Origin of the sequence: Agrobacterium sp. Ap1 (assembly GCF_017313375.1) — a bacterium.
GTDB lineage: Bacteria > Pseudomonadota > Alphaproteobacteria > Rhizobiales > Rhizobiaceae > Neorhizobium > Neorhizobium cellulosilyticum.
Map to the genome: position 1 here is coordinate 42,799 of NZ_JAFLMY010000022.1, position 17,349 is coordinate 60,147.

The 17,349-nt window shown below is 59.0% G+C and carries 16 protein-coding genes and 1 pseudogene; 7 read left to right on the forward strand and 10 right to left on the reverse strand.

Annotation, left to right across the window (positions count from 1 at the left end; translation table 11 throughout):
* Nucleotides 1-85 precede the first annotated feature (85 nt).
* The 8 genes from JZX87_RS25920 to JZX87_RS25955 all read right to left on the reverse strand — a co-directional run bounded on the left by JZX87_RS25920 (nt 86) and on the right by JZX87_RS25955 (nt 9,299).
* Nucleotides 86-931, reverse strand: a complete 846-nt coding sequence (locus tag JZX87_RS25920; RefSeq protein ID WP_286195077.1) for an SDR family NAD(P)-dependent oxidoreductase — start codon at nt 929-931, stop codon at nt 86-88.
* A gap of 123 nt (nt 932-1,054) precedes the next feature.
* Nucleotides 1,055-1,492, reverse strand: a complete 438-nt coding sequence (locus JZX87_RS25925; RefSeq protein ID WP_206828784.1) for a DsrE family protein — start codon at nt 1,490-1,492, stop codon at nt 1,055-1,057.
* 133 nt (nt 1,493-1,625) lie between these two features.
* The gene (locus tag JZX87_RS25930) at nt 1,626-2,591 is read right to left on the reverse strand and encodes an MBL fold metallo-hydrolase (protein WP_206828785.1); all 966 of its coding nucleotides are present in this window, start codon (nt 2,589-2,591) and stop codon (nt 1,626-1,628) included.
* Nucleotides 2,592-2,685: 94 nt separating this feature from the next.
* Nucleotides 2,686-3,510 (reverse strand): alpha/beta fold hydrolase, encoded by an 825-nt coding sequence (locus JZX87_RS25935; RefSeq protein WP_206828799.1) that lies wholly within the window; start codon nt 3,508-3,510, stop codon nt 2,686-2,688.
* Between the two features lie 263 nt (nt 3,511-3,773).
* Nucleotides 3,774-4,073 (reverse strand): tautomerase family protein, encoded by a 300-nt coding sequence (locus JZX87_RS25940; protein ID WP_206828786.1) that lies wholly within the window; start codon nt 4,071-4,073, stop codon nt 3,774-3,776.
* Between the two features lie 36 nt (nt 4,074-4,109).
* A complete protein-coding gene (locus JZX87_RS25945) occupies nt 4,110-5,111 on the reverse strand; it encodes a zinc-dependent alcohol dehydrogenase family protein (RefSeq protein ID WP_404946703.1) in 1,002 nt (333 codons plus the stop codon).
* Nucleotides 5,112-5,240: 129 nt separating this feature from the next.
* Nucleotides 5,241-8,111, reverse strand: a complete 2,871-nt coding sequence (locus tag JZX87_RS25950) for an ATP-binding protein (RefSeq protein WP_206828787.1) — start codon at nt 8,109-8,111, stop codon at nt 5,241-5,243.
* A 219-nt stretch (nt 8,112-8,330) separates the two neighbouring features.
* Nucleotides 8,331-9,299, reverse strand: coding sequence for an SDR family NAD(P)-dependent oxidoreductase (locus tag JZX87_RS25955; protein ID WP_206828788.1), 969 nt, complete (start codon nt 9,297-9,299; stop codon nt 8,331-8,333).
* A gap of 577 nt (nt 9,300-9,876) precedes the next feature.
* Here JZX87_RS25955 and JZX87_RS25960 point away from each other — a divergent pair.
* The gene (locus tag JZX87_RS25960; protein ID WP_353654261.1) at nt 9,877-10,194 is read left to right on the forward strand and encodes an N-6 DNA methylase; all 318 of its coding nucleotides are present in this window, start codon (nt 9,877-9,879) and stop codon (nt 10,192-10,194) included.
* 119 nt (nt 10,195-10,313) lie between these two features.
* On the opposite strand, the gene JZX87_RS25965 is transcribed toward JZX87_RS25960, so the two are convergent.
* The gene (locus tag JZX87_RS25965; protein ID WP_206828789.1) at nt 10,314-10,910 is read right to left on the reverse strand and encodes a TetR/AcrR family transcriptional regulator; all 597 of its coding nucleotides are present in this window, start codon (nt 10,908-10,910) and stop codon (nt 10,314-10,316) included.
* A gap of 113 nt (nt 10,911-11,023) precedes the next feature.
* Here JZX87_RS25965 and JZX87_RS25970 point away from each other — a divergent pair, with 113 nt between their 5' ends.
* From JZX87_RS25970 to JZX87_RS25990, 5 genes and pseudogenes are all read left to right on the forward strand, one after another.
* Entirely contained in the window at nt 11,024-11,779 is a 756-nt protein-coding gene (locus tag JZX87_RS25970; RefSeq protein ID WP_206828790.1) for an SDR family oxidoreductase, read from the forward strand.
* Nucleotides 11,780-11,955: 176 nt separating this feature from the next.
* On the forward strand, nt 11,956-13,266 hold the full coding sequence (locus tag JZX87_RS25975; RefSeq protein WP_286195076.1) for an NtaA/DmoA family FMN-dependent monooxygenase: 1,311 nt from the start codon (nt 11,956-11,958) through the stop codon (nt 13,264-13,266).
* Between the two features lie 95 nt (nt 13,267-13,361).
* Complete coding sequence (locus JZX87_RS25980; RefSeq protein ID WP_353654262.1) at nt 13,362-14,039, forward strand: nitroreductase; 678 nt, start codon at nt 13,362-13,364, stop codon at nt 14,037-14,039.
* 45 nt (nt 14,040-14,084) lie between these two features.
* Nucleotides 14,085-14,834 (forward strand): NADPH-dependent F420 reductase, encoded by a 750-nt coding sequence (locus JZX87_RS25985; RefSeq protein WP_206828793.1) that lies wholly within the window; start codon nt 14,085-14,087, stop codon nt 14,832-14,834.
* Between the two features lie 72 nt (nt 14,835-14,906).
* Nucleotides 14,907-15,684 (forward strand): annotated as a pseudogene (locus tag JZX87_RS25990) (LysR substrate-binding domain-containing protein); the annotation flags it as partial.
* 118 nt (nt 15,685-15,802) lie between these two features.
* Here the strand turns inward: JZX87_RS25990 and JZX87_RS25995 are convergent.
* A complete protein-coding gene (locus tag JZX87_RS25995) occupies nt 15,803-16,702 on the reverse strand; it encodes a LysR substrate-binding domain-containing protein (protein ID WP_206828794.1) in 900 nt (299 codons plus the stop codon).
* Nucleotides 16,703-16,871: 169 nt separating this feature from the next.
* Between JZX87_RS25995 and JZX87_RS26000 the strand changes: the two genes are divergently transcribed.
* On the forward strand, nt 16,872-17,349 hold a 478-nt coding region (locus tag JZX87_RS26000; protein WP_206828795.1), incomplete at its 3' end, for a sugar ABC transporter.

The window sequence follows — 17,349 nt, forward strand, 5'->3', positions numbered from 1 at the left end:
TATGCAGACCGTGCTTTCGCTCGATCGCACCCGCGTGAGCGCGCCTCGACCGCCCAGCCCATGAACATCACCTGCTGAAACGTATTCATCCCCGATCTCCCAGGAGATCGAGGGCCATCTCCCACAGTCTATGGGCGTTGGCACTGTTGAGGGCATATTCGGCCACACCTTCTAACTTCAGTTGAGGGCGACGGGGGACCATCGGAGCCTCAGCGCAGTTTTCGAAATAGCGCCCGTTCGTTCCTTCCACCAAGGGGGATGCCGCGAGCAGCACCGATGTGGCCGCGCCTTCCTCCGGAGTCTTACGGAGATGTTCGGGCGTACGCAGGCCTCCTGTGTGACGCTGCAGATTGGTAGCGATAGCTCCGGGATTGAGCGCGTTCGACACAATGCCGTCATCGGCCCAACGATCCTTGATGGCTACGGAAAGTAGTGTGCAAGCGGTCTTCGATTGGGCGTAGGCAAGGAGCGGATCGTAGGGAATGAAGTGGAAGTGCGGGTCGTCCCAGAATACCGGACCGAAGAGGCTGCCGCTGGAACTCACGGAGACCACGCGCGCTCCCTGAGCCAGTGCAAGGGAGCGGCGAAGACCGACAGTCAGAGCGAAATGCCCGAGGAAGTTCGTCGCGAACTGCATTTCCCAGTCCTGGGATGAGCGCTGGAGGTCCGGCAGCGCCATGATGCCCGCATTGTTGACGAGCGCATGCACTGGACCTTCCCAATCGTCGACGAAGCGGCAGACCGAGCTTAGGTCGGCGAGATCGAGTTGACGGACCTGGATGGCGGGATTGGCCGTCCTGATCCGGAGGTCCCTGGCGACCAACTCGGCATCGTCGGGACGACGGGCGGCAATGACCACGGAGGCTCCAGCGGCTGCGAGGGCCGCCGTCGTCTCCACGCCGATCCCGCTTGCGCCCCCGGTCACAATCATCGTCTTTCCCTGCAGATCGACACCGAGCAGAACGTCCGACGCTGTCGAATGGAATGCGAATGGGAATTGAAGCATTTCAGCCTCCTTAGGAATGATGTCGCGGCCGGCTTGGCTAGCCGAACGTCACTCGGTTATCTTGACAAAACCCTGCTGGACGAGCTGGATCGTGCGCGCCATTGCATCCAGGTTGATCTTGATGCGGGGTAGGAGATCGGCATTGCCCCAGCCGTTCACCTTCGCAGTCGCGCCGCAGAGCTCGACCTTCACGCCGATGTCTATGAGGTCGGCGACAAGCTTCTTGTACGGGTTCCCGGTGGCGATGTTGCGCGACGTGTTGTAGGCGGCGTCGTCAAGCGTGACGTGGCCAGCGTTGGTGTGGAAGACGACGATCACCTCTGACGCGGCTTTCCAGTTCGCGATGTCGGTCGTGATCAGCTGAAGGTGGAATAGCGCTGCGGGCAGGTCGCCTTCGAATTCGAGCCCGCCGATGCTGTGGACTGATTTGACTTCCCGCAGTTCAACCGGAATATCGATGAACAAGGCGGTTTTTGTTTCTGACATGATCGTCTCCTAATAACTGGAATTTGTTGAGCGGATCGGTTCGGGACGCCCCGGCGGGGCGCCCCGATGGCGCGTATGGGCTTGGGAGGAGCGCGCCAGGAAAGGGAACAATCAATTGTGCAGTTCTTTGCGGCTACACGCCCTCGTATACGAGCCGCGTGAAGAAGCCCGGATCAATGACGAAGTTGCCCCACTTGGCATCGAATGCCGCAGTCGGCTTGGCGGCTACCGCCTCGTCGCGAGTCCTACCCTGACGCTTGAGCGTCGCCACGTTCTCGCGGACACCGACCAGCATGTCGCGAAACTCACGCAGCTCTTTGCGGTTGCTGACCGGGTTTCCGTGGCCTGGAATGATAATCGTCTTGTCCGTGGAGTTGGCAAGGTTCGCCTCGGACGCAGCAATCATCCCGTCGATGCCGCCGCCCGTTGAATGGTCGATGAATGGATATATCCCGTTCCAGTAGGTATCGCCGGCATGCAGGACGTCCGCCTCGGCGAACATCACCGAAATGTCGCCATCGGTATGCGCCGGCCCGTAATATTTCAGGACAAGGGTCTCTCCATTGAGCTTGAGCGAATGCTCCTTTGAGAAGACGTGTTGCGGCACGCCGTTACGTTGGAGCGGGAGGAAATTGTAGTCCCAGTCTTCGACCCGTTGAACCTGAGACAGATATTTGCGGGTGTTCTCGTGCGCGATAATCTTGGTCCCGTCAGAGCCGATCCAGGCGTTTCCGTCAGCGTGGTCGAAATGCCAATGGGTGTTGATCAAATGTGTGACTGGCTGTGGCGAGATTTCGGTGAGAGCCTTCGTCATCTGCTCGCGGGATACGCTAATCCCGGCGTCGACCATGACGAGGCCGTCGTTTCCGTCCATCACGGCGATGTTGCCGCCGGAGCCCTCGAGGACGGTGATGCCGTTCCTGAGTTTATGGGCTGAGATGACAGACTTGGCGGCACTGTCCTTTATGAGGCTCACGAGGCCGCGGGCCTCCGCATAGGCTGCGCGGGGACTCATCCAGCCGCCCGTGGCAGCGAAACCGGCCGCGCCGATGCAGCAAAGGCAAAACCCACGACGGGAGAGCATGTGTTCGGACTTCATGACATACCTTTCCGAAGCCGGTCTCAGGCGAGCCGACCGCTTTCGAGCTGGAACTGATAAGATGGAGGGCAGGACTGGAATCCTGCCCAGGCGGTCAGGCTTTGATGAAGGCCAGAATGTCCGCATTGATCACGTCCGCATGGGTGGTGAACATCCCGTGCGGATAGCCGTCATAGACCTTGAGTTTTCCGTTCTTGAGCAGCTTGACGGAGAGTTCGGCGGAGTCTGCAATCGGCACCACCTGGTCGTCGCTGCCGTGCATCACCAGGACCGGGACGTCTATGGCCTGCAAGTCCTCGGTGAAATTGGTCTCAGAGAAGACCTTGATGCATTCGTAGTGGGCGTTCGCTCCGCCCATCATGCCTTGACGCCACCAATTGCGGATCGTCCCTTCGGCAATCTTGGCACCAGGACGGTTGAAGCCGTAGAACGGTCCGCTGGCGATATCTAGGTAAAGCTGCGCCCGGTTGGCGGCCAGAGCTGCTCGGTAACCATCGAACACCTCGATAGGAGTACCGCCAGGATTGTCAGCGGATTTGACCATCACAGGCGGAATGGCGGAGACGAGAACCGCTTTGGCGACCCGGCCCTTGCCGTGGCGGGCGACATACCTCGTGACTTCGCCGCCTCCCGTCGAATGGCCGACGTGGATCGCGTCGCGAAGGTCGAGCGCCTCAGCGAGGGCTGCGACATCGGCCGCGTAGGTATCCATGTCGTTGCCACCTGATGTCTGGCTCGAGCGACCATGGCCCCGTCGGTCATGCGCAACGACGCGGAATCCCTTGCTGAGAAAGTACAGCATCTGATTGTCCCAGTCGTCGGCGCTCAGCGGCCAGCCGTGGTGGAATACAATCGGCTGCCCGCTACCCCAGTCCTTGTAGAAAATCTGCGCGCCGTCCTTCGTCCTGATGCTGCTCATGGTCTCATTCCCTTCTTCAATGTCTGCTGTGGTTGAGTTCAACGACACCGTGGCGGCCATAGCCTCCAGAGGGAGCGTCGTGGCGAGTGCGAGAGCAGTGGCTCCGATCAGGACATCCCGTCTCGTCGCAGTGGGCATTGTCATTGTTGCGTCGACCGAATTCATGTCTCTTACCTCCGCGGGACGGACACAGGTCCTCTTTCGGCTTCCGGGTGTCTGCTGTCCGGATGCCGGGTTTTCTGCTGTGTCGAGATTGCGAATTGTCAGCCCAGGACCGGAGCCGCCGTTGCCCATTCTTTTCGGGTGGTTGGCGTGCCATCGATCATCTCGACAATGTCCTTGGATTTCGAAAGCGTCGTCATCAAAGACTTGGGTCCTTCGAACGGCCTGCCGCCGATATGCCACCCATCGGTGTGTAGTTCCTCGATAAGGACCCACACGACCTCGCGGAAGGCCTCGGAGCCTTCGAACTTGACCATGACGTCGGTCAGGGCCTTGGCAAGGGCGTGTTTCTCTTCCGGCGTGAAGACGCCGTCGACCAGTTTCACATTGACGAATGGCATGGCATCTTTCCTTTGTTCAGAGATGTGAAGGTGGCTCTAATCGGCGACGTCGATCACGATTTTGCCGTTGGCGGTCTTATTCTCGATTTCGGCGTATGCTTCCGCGATACTCTCGAAACTGAAGCGGCGTGGATCGACGAGAGGTGTAATCTTACCGGCTTCGGCTAGCCGCTTCGCTTCTCGCAGGATTTGCCCGTGATGGGCGCGCCCTTCCCCCGTCAGGATCGGCAGGAGCGTGAAGACGCCCGAGTAGCTTGCGGCACGGAAGGAGAGCGGGCCGAGTGAATGCGTGCCCCAACCGAGGCAGCTGACGACATGGCCGAAGCGAGTCACGGCGTTGAAAGCGGCGTCGATCCCAGCTCCGCCTACGGTGTCGTAGACGATGTCAAACCCGCGTCCGCCCGTATGGTCTTTCACATACTCTTCGACGGTCGTCTGATGGCGGTCGATCGCCGTGGCGCAAAGCTCTTCGATCTGGGTTTGCTTGGAGGCCTTGTCGACCGCGAAGACGTCAGCTCCGAAAGCCCGGGCAATCTGGATCGCGACGTGACCGACACCGCCTGCACCAAGCACGAGTACCTTCTGACGCGCTTGAACCTGCGCGCGATCGACGAGGCCTTCCCAAGCGGTGATGAAGACCAGCGGCAGCGCGGCCGCCTCGCGCATGGTCAGGTTCGTGGGCTTGGGGGCAAGCAGGTCCGCATCGACAGTGATGAAAGTCGCGAGCGAACCCTGGAGACCACCTACGCCCCCCGTCAGGCCGAACACCTCGTCCTGTGGCTTGAACGCGGTCACGCCGGGTCCGACGGCTTCGACAATCCCGGCGACGTCCATGCCGAGGATGGCTGGCAGTGGATGGCGGGCGTGGGGAGCCTGGCCGCTTTTGATCTTGAGGTCGAGCGGATTGACGCTGCTGGCCTTGACCCGAACCAGAACCTCGCCTGCCGCGGGCGCTGGGCAGACCATCGTTGTGCGGACGAGGGCGGAATTGGCTTCGTTCAGAACGAGAGCGTCCATGGTGGTGGCTTTTGTGGTCATCTGGGTGCCCTTCATGCGGTGTCGACGACTATCCGGCGACACGCAGAAGATGGCAGAGCGGCCCGCTCTAAGGCCAGTGAATCGTGGTGAAATCTTGTGGCCTATAGGTTCACGGAGACGCAGGAGAGGTCAGGACATCTCAGCCAAAAGAGTCTTGGCCGCCACCACGTCGGCCGAATCGAAGCCCTCGGTGAACCGGTTGTATACCGACGCCAACGCCGCACGTGCCCGAGCGGTGTCCCCTTGTTCGCGTATCAACCTTGCCATACTGGTTGTCGCTCGCAGTTCCCAGGACAGGGCATCCTGCGTCTCCGCCAACTGGATCGAATAGCGATAGCATTGTTCAACGAGATCCAGGTCCTCGCCCCCTCGTCTGAGCACATCACCTTTCAGACGGTAGAGTTCCGCAATGCACCAGAGCTCGCTTGTTGTTTCGCTGTCACTAATCGCCGCCTCGACCAAAGAACGCGCTTCAACATATTGTCCGAGCGAGGAGAGACCTTCTGCCAAATATCCAAGAAATCTGACCTTGTAGAGGTTGAAAAGCTTTGCCTGACGCAGTTCGGCTAATCCGTTTCGGAGGAGAGGCACCCCGCGCTCGTGTGCCCCCAGCTCGATCAGCAGAGCTGCCTTCCAACAGCGGCTGAACACCTCCCATGGGCCGAGCGAATTCGCCGACGCCACGTCGAAAAGCTCTGTTATCGCAGAATCTGCCGCCGCCAGGTCCCCGACGTGTACGAAGACTGGGCACGACCAACGCGCCAGGGCTTCACATAACGAGATCGCATGGCCCGAACTCCGCGCTGCCTGAACGGCCGTACTTACAGCGTTCATGGCCTGCTCTGGAAAACCCTGTATCCAGAGCAGCTGAGCGGGCTGAATTCGTGCCGAGACCGACTGGCCGAACCTGAAACGCACTGAGTTCGGGGACGATGTTTCAGCCGAGACATCGTGCGCCAACATGAGATCCGCATGATGACGAGAACCCCGAAAATCACCCATGCAGAACAGGGTCATGCTGAGCATGCGGTCACCGATAAAACGATCAAGCCCACTCTTGGCAATAGCGACGAAACGTTCTGCGCTTTTCAAGGACGCGCGATATTCACCCATACCCACCTGCGCTACCCACAGGCCCCAGAGCGCTTCCGCCTGAGCGTCGAGGTCGCCCAGTTCTTCCGATACCTCCAGTGCCTTGGCAAACGCGGCTATCGCTTGCGGCGCAAAACCGATCTTGAAAGCTTGAGATAGCCCGAGCGCTCTGTAGAGCTGCATGATGTGACGCACGTGCTTGTTTCTTGTCACTCCGGGGGCGATGCCCAGCAGCGCGCGTTGGACGTTGGTCAGGCACTCGTCGACGAGAGAAAGCTGATACCAAATCGGAATGGCGGCGACGGTGACCTCAAGGCCAACTTCCAGATCGCCCTGGTCCGAGCACGCCCAGTCCAGAACGGAGCGCACGTTGTTGAGATGGATTTCATACCGCGACAGCCATTCTTCGCTCGACAGGGATTCGACTTCCTCCTGCGAATGTTTGAGGATTTCGAGTAGATAGGCCGCCAGTTGCCGCATGACGGCATTGAGTTCTCCTTCCTCGCGAACTTTGTCCAGGACGAAGGCCCGTGTCGTGTCGAGCAAACGATATCGCGCGGCAGTGCGCTGAGCATCGACGGCAACCAGGGATTTCGCGACGAGGTCCGCAAGATGACCCGGTATATCGCGCTCGGGGGCGGAAGGGTCAGACGCAATCGCAACAGCCGCTTCCCGTCCAAAATCGCCAGCGAACACTGCGAGTCGACGTAGGACTCTTCGCTCCCCCTGCGACAGCGCCCCATAGCTCCAGTCGATCATCGCAGCCAGGGTTTGATGGCGGGGCAGAGCGGTGCGCCGTCCACCTGTCAGCAACCGCAAGCGATCGTTCAGAAGTTCCGCGATGCCGCGCGTGCCAAACGCCTCCACCCGTGCCGCCGCGAGCTCAATGGCGAGTGCGATGCCGTCGAGTTGGCGGCATATGTGCGCGACGACAGGCGCTTCGTCATCATCGAAAAGGTAACCGCTTCCAGACGACGCCGCTCTATCGACGAACAAGCGAATAGCAGGGAACTCCAACGCGTCGGCGGCAGTCAAACCCGCGGCCGACGGCGGCATATCCAGCGGTGGGAGCCGATAGACACTTTCACCTTCCACCCGCAAAGCCTCTCGGCTGGTGGCAAGAATGCTGATTTCCGGAGCCTGACGGAGTAGGGTTTCAACGAGCCGAGCAGTGGCTTCGAGAACGAGTTCGCAACTGTCGAATACGAGGATCATGTGCTTTGCACGAAGGTATTCGACCAGGGACCCGGTCGGATCGCGCGATGTCTCAGGGAGACGAAGCAACGAAGCCAGGACAGAAGGGACGAGTTGCGGATTCGTGACCGGTGCCAGGTCAACGTAGCACAGACCATGCCTATGCAATGAAGCCAGATGTTCCGCTACGCAAAGACCTACGGTTGTCTTTCCTATGCCGCCTGGTCCGACGATCGTCACCAGCCGAGACCTTAGGAAACGCCCTTCGACGATCATGATTGGCTCTTCACGTCCTATGGCTTGGGTCAGCTGTCTTGGAAGGTTGTTCGGCGGGGTTGTCGCCTCGGGTTCTTCTTGGACGCGGGAACGGACGAGAGGCGCAACGAAACGGTAGCCGCGTGAAGGAACGGCGGCGATGAAACGGGGGGCCGCTTGATCGTCGCCGAGCACTTTGCGGAGCAATGCGATCTGCGCTCTGAGGTTGGATTCCTCCACCGTGGCGTTTGGCCAGGCCCGCGCGGTCAGTTCGTCCTTCGTTACCAGTTCACCCGATTGCTCGGTCAATGCGATGAGTATTTCGAGAGCTCGGGAGCCAACGGCGACGGGCTCGTCGTCTTTCAGCAACAGATGCCGCACCGGATAGAGGACGAACGAACCGAAGGCGGTCGCTTCACCAGCCGCGAGCGTGACATTCGGTGGCGCTTCCCCTTGCATTAAGTGCTTCTCTGATGACTGGGCGCTTCGAGCCCTAAGTATGAAGTAAAGTCTCGGTGAAAGGCAACGTTAGCTTATCGAAATACTTAAAGCCGGCGACCGCTCGAACCAAAATTGTAATATACGAGAGGGATGAAGAAGGGCGTCGATCTATTATTGCGCAACTTCTATGTCCCATGCCATTGGCGCGGAGAACGCACAACGGCTAGCCATGGTATGTCAGGGTCTTGTAATGTCGATACCGGTCAGCCTCGCGGTTGCCTGCCATAACAACTCGGCTCTTTGCGGGTCGATCGCGTAGGGTCTTACCCCGAAGGAACTGTCCTGCTCCACGGGTGCGACATCACAGTTTTCGCAGTACACGCCCCCTATCGAGTCCAGCATTGGCGAGGTTGCGCACCAGACGGTCGTCGCCGCGCCTTGCGCCACGGTTTTCATATCCCGTGTGGGATCAATGATGGGTGTGCCGTCCGCCGCAAGAACTCCAAAAGCATCAAGTTCCGCGCGCGTCAGGTGCTGGATCCCCGGCGTGATTATCATTCCAGGGTGTACAGAAAACGCGCGGATGCCATGGTGCCGCCCCCGCTCGTCCAGCGAGACAGCAAGAAGTGCATTTGCTGTCTTTGACTGGCCGTAGGCCATCCATTCGTCGTAGGGACGCCGGACGAAATCAAGGTCGTCGAGATCGACGTCACACAAGTGATGTGCTCGAGACGAGAGGACAACTACTCGAGACTTGGGTGCGGCAAGCAGTGCAGGCCACACCAAGGCGGTGAGCCGAAAGTGTCCAAGATAGTTAGCGGAAAAATGGCCCTCATGGCCATCGATGTCGCGAATTAGCGGCTTTGCCATCACACCCGCATTGAGAATCAAAATATCAAGTCGGCTTTGGCGCTTGAGAAATGCTGCGGCGAATCTTTCAATTGACGGGCGGTCGAACAGATCAATGTGCTCCACCTCCACGCCAGCAATCCCCTCCAAGGCGGCTCGGGCGGCCACCGGGTCTATCGCGGTTACGCAGACACTTGCGCCGCGTGCCGCCAGCACTCTAACTGTCTCCAGGCCCAGACCGGAGGAACCACCGGTTACCAATGCAACCCGGCCTGTGAGATCTACGCCAACAGCAGCTTCCGCCGCAGTTGCGGCAGGTCCGAAAGCCGTGTGAAGGGAGGTTTGAACTGCTCGCATCTTTGCCCCACCCTTTCAATTGCGGGTCGCTAAATCACATGGAACCTAAAGCCCGTTTCCGCTCGATGTCGCCAGTCGATGTTATACAGGCCAGCACCGGATTTCGCTACGCTCCGACGAATTCCTGATCGACCTCGCACCTCATCTACTGTGTTGTCATTAAGTGATCGGGCGTGTCGACGAATTCTAGCGGCGGTATCCAATCCGGGCAGGCATCGTCCCTTGTACCGGTCGCGACACTGTCTCGGCATCTCTGATCCGGCGCACTAGTCCCGATTTGCAGGTCTTTGGCGGGATGACACAGACCCTTCCAGATTTCTTTCGCCTTGATAGGAATCGAGCCAACGACCCGCAGATCGCTAAGCACCTTAATTAAATGTGATAGGCCGTACCGACCCCTCTACACGCATTGTCTTTCTGGGCAGGGAGTAGGCCGTCGCAAGGCAGCGGCTCGCCGCAATTTTCCGCTGGATCGGCAGAATGAAAATAGGAACAAAGAGTAGACAGAAATTCATCTCTATAGGATAGGTAAGCGGCAAGACAGCGAACCCACGCGTGCACGATTCGGGAGCTAGCCGTGACCTACGTTACCCATCGCGACCCTATCGACACTTCCGTCCTCCGCAAGGAGAGAGGCGCGTTCTTCACGCCTCCAGCGATTACCCGTTTCATCTCCAGATGGGCCATTCGCGCGCCAGAGGATCGCGTGCTCGAGCCTGCTGCTGGCGACGCTGCATTTCTGGTTTCCGCGGTCGAGCGCCTTCGTGAACTCGCTCCACGCGGGCGATCGTGCCCGATGGTTCATGGCGTGGAGATACACACCCACAGCGCAGATGTTGCCCGCAAGCGGGTCGCTGACGCCGGGGGCGAGGCCGATATCCAACTCTGGCTTTAGCTCGGAGCGTGGCAACGTGTTTCCATCGTCGCATCCGCATTAATCTCCTGCACTCCTGCTGTTATCGGTTTCACTAACCGCTTATCACGAGCCCGTGTGCATCAAATGGTCTTAACAACCTACGCTGAGGCAGGCCGTGCCGGGGCGCCCGCCCGTAATCCTTCCATAACAAAGTCCATCAGCCAACCCAACCGGGGTTTCCACTCATCGTTGAAGTTGATCTGCCAAATACCGGCAATGGCCAGAAAAAAGTCATCAGCGGTGATGCCGGGGCGAATGGTGCCCGCCTTCTCATTTGCATCAAGTAAGGACTGGGCTGCAGCGACCACCGGGGCATAACTCTCCTTTCCTGCACAGTCCCCCAAACTCGACATCTCGCGTATTGCATCGGCCAGGCCAGCCTTGGTCATGGCGTACTCGGCAAGACGAGCCATCCACTCACGCAAAGCTAGGTCAGGCGGGCGGCTCTGAAGCAGATGTTCGGCGTATTTTGCAACCTGCAACATCTCATAGCGATAGACCTCCATCACCAGTGCCTCTCGCGTCGGAAAGTGTCGGTAGAAGGTCCCTTGTCCTACGCCAGCCTTCCTAGCGATCACGCTTAGGGGAACGTCTGCAGAATAAGGCAGCTCCGCTAACGCGGCCTCCAAGATGCGCTCTCGGTTCAGTAACGCGTCCGCACGCGCACGACGCTCAACCTTTTGTGACTCTTCCATTTCTGCTCCTTCTCGAAGCGTATATTGCTAAGTGGACAACTGTCCGTTAGTATCACGGCTTGCGGACAATTGTCCGTTTCAACTTTACCCGTCCCGACAATCTGGAGAAGCATATGAAGCGGTCTGGCAATACCATCCTTATCACCGGTTCCACCGCAGGCATAGGACTTGGTCTAGCGCTGCGATTTCATGAGGCGGGCAACAAGGTTGTCGTAGCGGGGCGGCGCAAAGCGTTGTTGGAGCAGATCGCGGCCAATCATCCGGGCATCGAGGCTATTGAGCTCGATGTAGCCGATGCTACGTCCATTGCCCGGGCAAGTGAGTTCTTAGCCGCGCGGTATCCCGACCTGAATGTCGTGATTAACAACGCGGGCATCATGCGGCGCGAAGATGCGATGGCTGCCGATTCACTTAGGGATGCAGAAGAGACCGTCGCGATCAACCTCTTAGGCACCATTCGGATGAGCTACGCTTTCTTGCCGCAACTTGCGAAACAGAAAGACAGTGTCCTCATCAATGTCAGTTCCGCATTGGCATTTGTTCCATTCCCCATAGCGATGACATATAGCGCCACCAAGGCAGCGGTTCATTCGTTCACCGAAGGCTTGCGCGTGCAACTCGCCAACACCTCCGTACGCGTGGTTGAACTGGCGCCGCCTGGTGTACAAACGACGTTGTTCGGCGATGAAATCGATGAGCATGCTATGCCTTTGGAAGACTTCCTCAACGAGACGCTCGCGCTTTTGCATGGCGAACCCACACCCCGGGAAATAATTGTGGAGCGGGCCAAATATCTCCGCAATGCCGAAGCTGCTGGTAACTACGAAGCAGCCTTGGCAATGCTGTCCGCCTGGCAGGACCCGAGTTGAAGCATTGGGTCATGAAGCTGGTCACTGCAAAGCAATAAAAATTGACCACACCCACCGGTGGCTGGTCCGGCTGAGGTGCCGGGCCCCGCGAAGTTTCGCGAACGGCTCACGGATCAGTTCACCCAACCGGCAAGATGCTGCGAACGGGGTAGTCGGGAATCAACATGACTAGGCAAATGATCATTGGGATGGTCTTGAACGCCGGTTACGGCACACAACCCGGCGCATGGCGGATGCCGGGTGTGGACCCGAGGAATTACACGAGTTTCGACAGTCAGGTGTGGTACGCTCAAGCCGCTGAACGGGGTAAGTTTCAATTCCTGTTCGCCCCGGATTTTCCTGCGTGGCAAAACGCTCTCGAGAATGAGGCTCCGTTGAATATCAACGAACCGCTTTTGACGTTCGCTGCCGTGGCGCGCGAGACCCAGCGGATCGGGTTGGTTGCCACCGGGTCCTCTACGTTCAACGAACCCTTCAATTTGGCTCGACAATTCAAAGCGCTCGACCTGATGAGCCACGGCCGAGTCGGATGGAATGCCGTACCCTCCAGCGATTCTAATGTCGCAGCCCTCTACGGACAAGCCCTGCCCCCACGACACGAGAGGTATGAACGACTGCATGAATTCATTCAGCTTGTACAGGCATTATGGGGCAGCTGGGGATTGGACGCGTGGCTGCACGATAAAGTATCCGGCCGGTTCGCTGATTCCAACAAGCTCCGGCCGATCAATCTGAAAGGGCGCCATGTGGCCGCTGGCGGACTGCTTCCGCTCCCGCCTTCGGAACAGGGCCAGCCGGTGATTTTCCAAGCAGGCGGCGGCGCCCAGGGGATGGAGGTTGCGGGCCGCTATGCCAGCGGCGTGATCGGCGCCGTCTTCACAATCGAGGATGCACGCGCTCAGCGAAGCGCCCTTCGGAACGCCGCCGAAAAAGCTGGGAGGAACCCTGACGAAGTCAAGTTCTTCGCTGGTTTGATGACGACAATCGTGCCTAATCGACGCGAAGGCTTGGACCGACGAATTGCGCTGAGCTGGCAGACGTTTCCGCAACGCGTCCTGTATCTAGGTCAAATGTTGGGCCTGCGGCTCGACCCAGGCCATCTGGACGCACCGCTTACATCGGAGCAATTGGCCTCCGCTCGTCCGTCGCCCGGCGACCCTCGTTCGGCGCACGCCCTCAAGATCGCACGTGAAGGCTGGATCCTGCGCGACGTTCTCGCCCATGGCGTGATCGATTATCACCCAGCGATCGTCGGCCCGGCCGTTGAAGCCGCCGATCATATGCAGGAATGGTTCGAAGCCGGCGCCGCTGATGGCTTCTGGCTGTCGCCTGACGTGTTTGAGGACGGAATCGATGCGTTCGTCGACGGCGTGGTTCCGATACTCCAGGAGCGCGGACTTTTTCATTGGGATTATGAGGGCACGACGCTGCGAGATCATCTCGACGCGCCCGCTCAATACGGGCTCGACCCGCGGGTCATTGGCTGAAAGATCTTTCCGGAGCTAGGAGGCGCATGAATACCTAAAAGAATCCTCGAAATGCAATAGCGATGACTTCATCGCGCTGTTCATGGAGAACCAAAGTGTCCGAACCCGCACTTTTTCACGACGTTGTTCGTAATCGCCATTCCGTCCGCAGTTTCCTACCCTTGCCTGTGCCCGACGCGCTGATCCGGGCGGTGGTCGAAGATGCGCAGCATGCGCCGTCGAACTGCAACACGCAACCATGGCAGGTCCACATCGTTTCCGGTGCAAAGCGCGATGCGCTGAGCAGGGCAATCCTTGCCGATGACGATGCCGGCCGCTACACGCCCGATTTCGGCTTTGCCATCGATGACTATCCAGGCGCGTACTGGCAGCGGGCCCGGGATCAGGGCGCGGCGTACTATCAGGCGCTTGGTGTCTCGCGCGAAGCGTACGAGGAGCGGCGCACCGTGGCGCGGTTCAATCTTGGATTTTTCGGGGCGCCGCATGTCGCCCTGCTTTTCATGCCGGATGTGGGCGACAACGTGCGCGTCGCCGGTGACATCGGCATGTACGGGCAGACATTCCTGCTGTCACTGACCGCCCATGGACTCGGCGGGATCCCGCAGACGATGCTTGGCCTTTATGCCGGGACGATCCGGCATGTGCTGGGCATCAATCCTGCGTCGAAACTGCTATTCGGCATGTCGTTCGGCTATCCCGATGCCGACGCCGCCGCCAACCGCTACCGTATCGGCAAGGCCGCTATCGAGGAAAGCACCACCTTTCACGCCTAAGCCCGGCGCCGAGCGTCGATAAGCACTGAAAACGGAGAAGTTATCATGAAAATAGGAATTCTAGGGACGGGCAATATCGGAAAGACGCTCGTCCGCGAACTGGCAAAAGCCGGCCGTGACATCAAGATCGCAAATTCACGGGGGCCGGAATCCATCGAGACCGAAATAGTGGCTTCCGGTGCCAGACCCGTCACGGCCGAGGAAGCAATGAGGGATGTCGATGTGATCATTCTATCGATTCCGTTTGCAAAGCACTCAGACATCAAATCGCTTCTCACGGATGTCCCAACGGACACGGTAGTGATCGACACTGCCAACTATTACCCCATCCGAGACAACAAGATCGACGCTATCGAGGCTGGTCAGGTGGAAAGCCTGTGGGTCGCCGAGGAACTGCGCCGACCGATTGCTAAGGCTTGGAACGCCGTCGGAGCGCGGGCCTTTTCGGAACTCGGGAAGCCGCCGGGCAGCCCCGACCGTCTCGCGATTCCCGTCGCCGCGGACCGGGACATTGACCGGGACGTGGCCATGCGTCTGGTCGATGAAACCGGCTTTGACCCGTTCGACGCCGGATCACTTGCAGATTCTTGGCGTCAACAGCCTGGTTCCCCGGTTTACTGCACCAGTCTGAAAAGGGAACAAATGGCAACCGTCTTGGCATCAGCCGAAAAGGAGCGTCTTTCCAAGCGCCGCGACCTAGTTTCCCAGATCGTGCAGGAGCGTTTCGGCATGGCTCAGCTCTCGAATTCGGACGCCGATTTCCTCACAAAGCTTAACCGGATCGTCTACATGTAAGTGAAGACGCCGGCTGTCCTTAAGGAGCCGGCGTTCACCACGCCTCTTTCGGGCGGACTATCGCCTGTGAGATTCGTCCGTGTAGGCCAGGTGATGAAGCCCACCGCAGCGCGCTGAATTTGTCCGGCCCAGTGCGGCAGGCTCTGCGGCAGGCACAGGCGGCCGTGTTGATGGCGGACGCATTCGATCCGGCCACCGAGCAACGCACATTCCGGTTGGGACTTTCCAGCGAGGTGGAACTGCTATTGCTTCCCTATCTGACGGCGCGGTTGCGGGATATCGCGCCGGGCATCCGTATTCTCGCCCGCGGTGGTGATGCGCAGGAGGTCGACGCGATGCTGGATGCGGGCGTCATCGATATCTCCCTGGGGTGCAGTTACCTGCCGGACACACGGCACCATAGCGAGCCGCTGTATCAGTCCAGCGTATTGTGCTGTTTCAATCCCAATTTCTGAAGCTCGCCAATCCGGTGGATCTTGATGCGTATATGGCCGCACAACATGCGGTGATCTCGCAGACGGACAGCCTGCATGGCTGCGTCAAGGATGCGCTGGAGCATGCAGGTGCAGAACTAGAAGTCGTGGCGGCAGCTCCCGATTTCATGTCGATATTGGCCACCGCGCGTTCATCTGCGGTGATTGCCACCGTATCTTCGCGCATTGCGCTTCGTTATGGCCCGCTATTGGGACTTGAGGTCAGCCCGGAGCCATTGGCGCTTTCTTTTCCACCCGTGGCAATGGTCTGGCCGCTTCAGATGGACAGCGATCTTGGCTGCGCATGGTTGCGGCAGCAAATCCGTGAGGCGATGCTGAGGACGAACGAAAGCAACGTCGCGGATATTGCAGCCTGATGTCTCGTAAGTGATCCGTGTGTGTTCCGGGGCCTCGCCTTGATGTGATGTGATGTGATGTGAACCGACGACCCTGTCATCGCAATCTGGCGGGGTAGGCTGGGCGAAAGTGCCGCTTTCAAGGTTTTGGATTTGACGATCGAGCCTCCTTGAGAAGCCAATTGGCAAACATCTGGATAGGACCGTCACTCAACCGGATCGTCGCCGGCAGGACGAGGCAGAAGGTCTTGGAGATCGACATCCCATCGGGCCAAGGCGCGACCAGGCGACCTTCCGCAAGTTCGCTTTCGATATAGAGGCGCGGCACCAGCGCAACACCAAGTCCCGCCAACGCAGCTTCGATTTGCATGGAGTGAAGATCGTAACGGGCACCAACTGCGGGATTAGTCAGCACGATCCCGGTTTCCTGCGCATAGGTTTGCCAAGCGTCCGGGTTCTGGCGTCGATGAAGGCGCGGCAGTTCATCCGGGGATACCGCTCCTTCGCTTCCGCCCAGAAGCGCCGGGTGGCAGATCGGCACCAGCGTCTCGTGCAACAGGCGGTGCGTTCTCATTCCCGTCCATGCGGGGTGCTCGAAATGGATCGCGGCATCGAAGCCGCTTCCAGCAAGCACGAAGGGTTCCATCTGTTCGGCAAGGTGCACGATGATGTTCGGGTGCTTTTCCCGAAACCGTGCCAACCGGGGAATGAGCCAGCGGGTGGCAAAGGTCGGGATCGTGGCAATGTCGAGGCTCGCGCCGTTGCTCGGCTGCCCCATCAGATATTGACTGTCACGCTCCAGCCGGTCGAGTGTTTCGCGAACCTGAACGGCATAACGCTCTCCATTCGGCAAAAGCCGGACGCGATTACCGACCCGCTCGAATAGTGTGACGCCGAGAAAGGCTTCCAGCCGGCCAATCTGCCGACTGATCGCTCCTTCGGTCAGGGCCAGTTCGTCGGCCGCGCGGGCGAAGCTGCCATGACGCGCCGATGCCTCGAACGCCATGAGTGCGGAATTGCTGGGAATCTTGCGGCGCATGACGGTTCCTGACGTGATGGATCGGCCTTCGATCCGCCGTCACCATGATATTAGATCACTGAAGCATGATCCATTGTCGATATGTAGACATGAATCGGCAGTCTATCATGAGAGAATATCAACGATAGACAAGGCCCGAAGCTAGGTGCTTTCGGTCGAAGGTGGTGCAATGATCTATACGGTAGAATGCAGCTTTGCCGATCCGGGCAGCGAAGCGGAATGGAACGACTTTTACAGCCTGGACAAGCTGCCAGCTCTCATTTCGGTGAGCGGCTTCCACACCTCGCAGCGGTTCAAGGCATTAAGCCGTGGCTGCCCCGTCTATCTCGCCCTTCATTCGATTGATTGCCTCGATATCCTGACGGGTGAGGAATACCACCAGAAGGGCGGTGGCAATTTCGCACGCTGGCAACAGCACATCACCGACTGGCACCGGAACCTCTATGGCGGCATCGACCGTGCGCCGGCCATTGGTGAGGGCGAATATCTGGCGTTGAGCGCCACAGGCCCCGAACCTCTGATCCGGCTTGGCCTCACACCATATGCGATGCAGGCGGTCGCTATGGAGAGGTTCCCGGAACACCGCTGGCTCGCCAAGGTGGAGCGCGGCAATGTTCCTGACATCGAGCATCTGCCGAAAAGCGTTC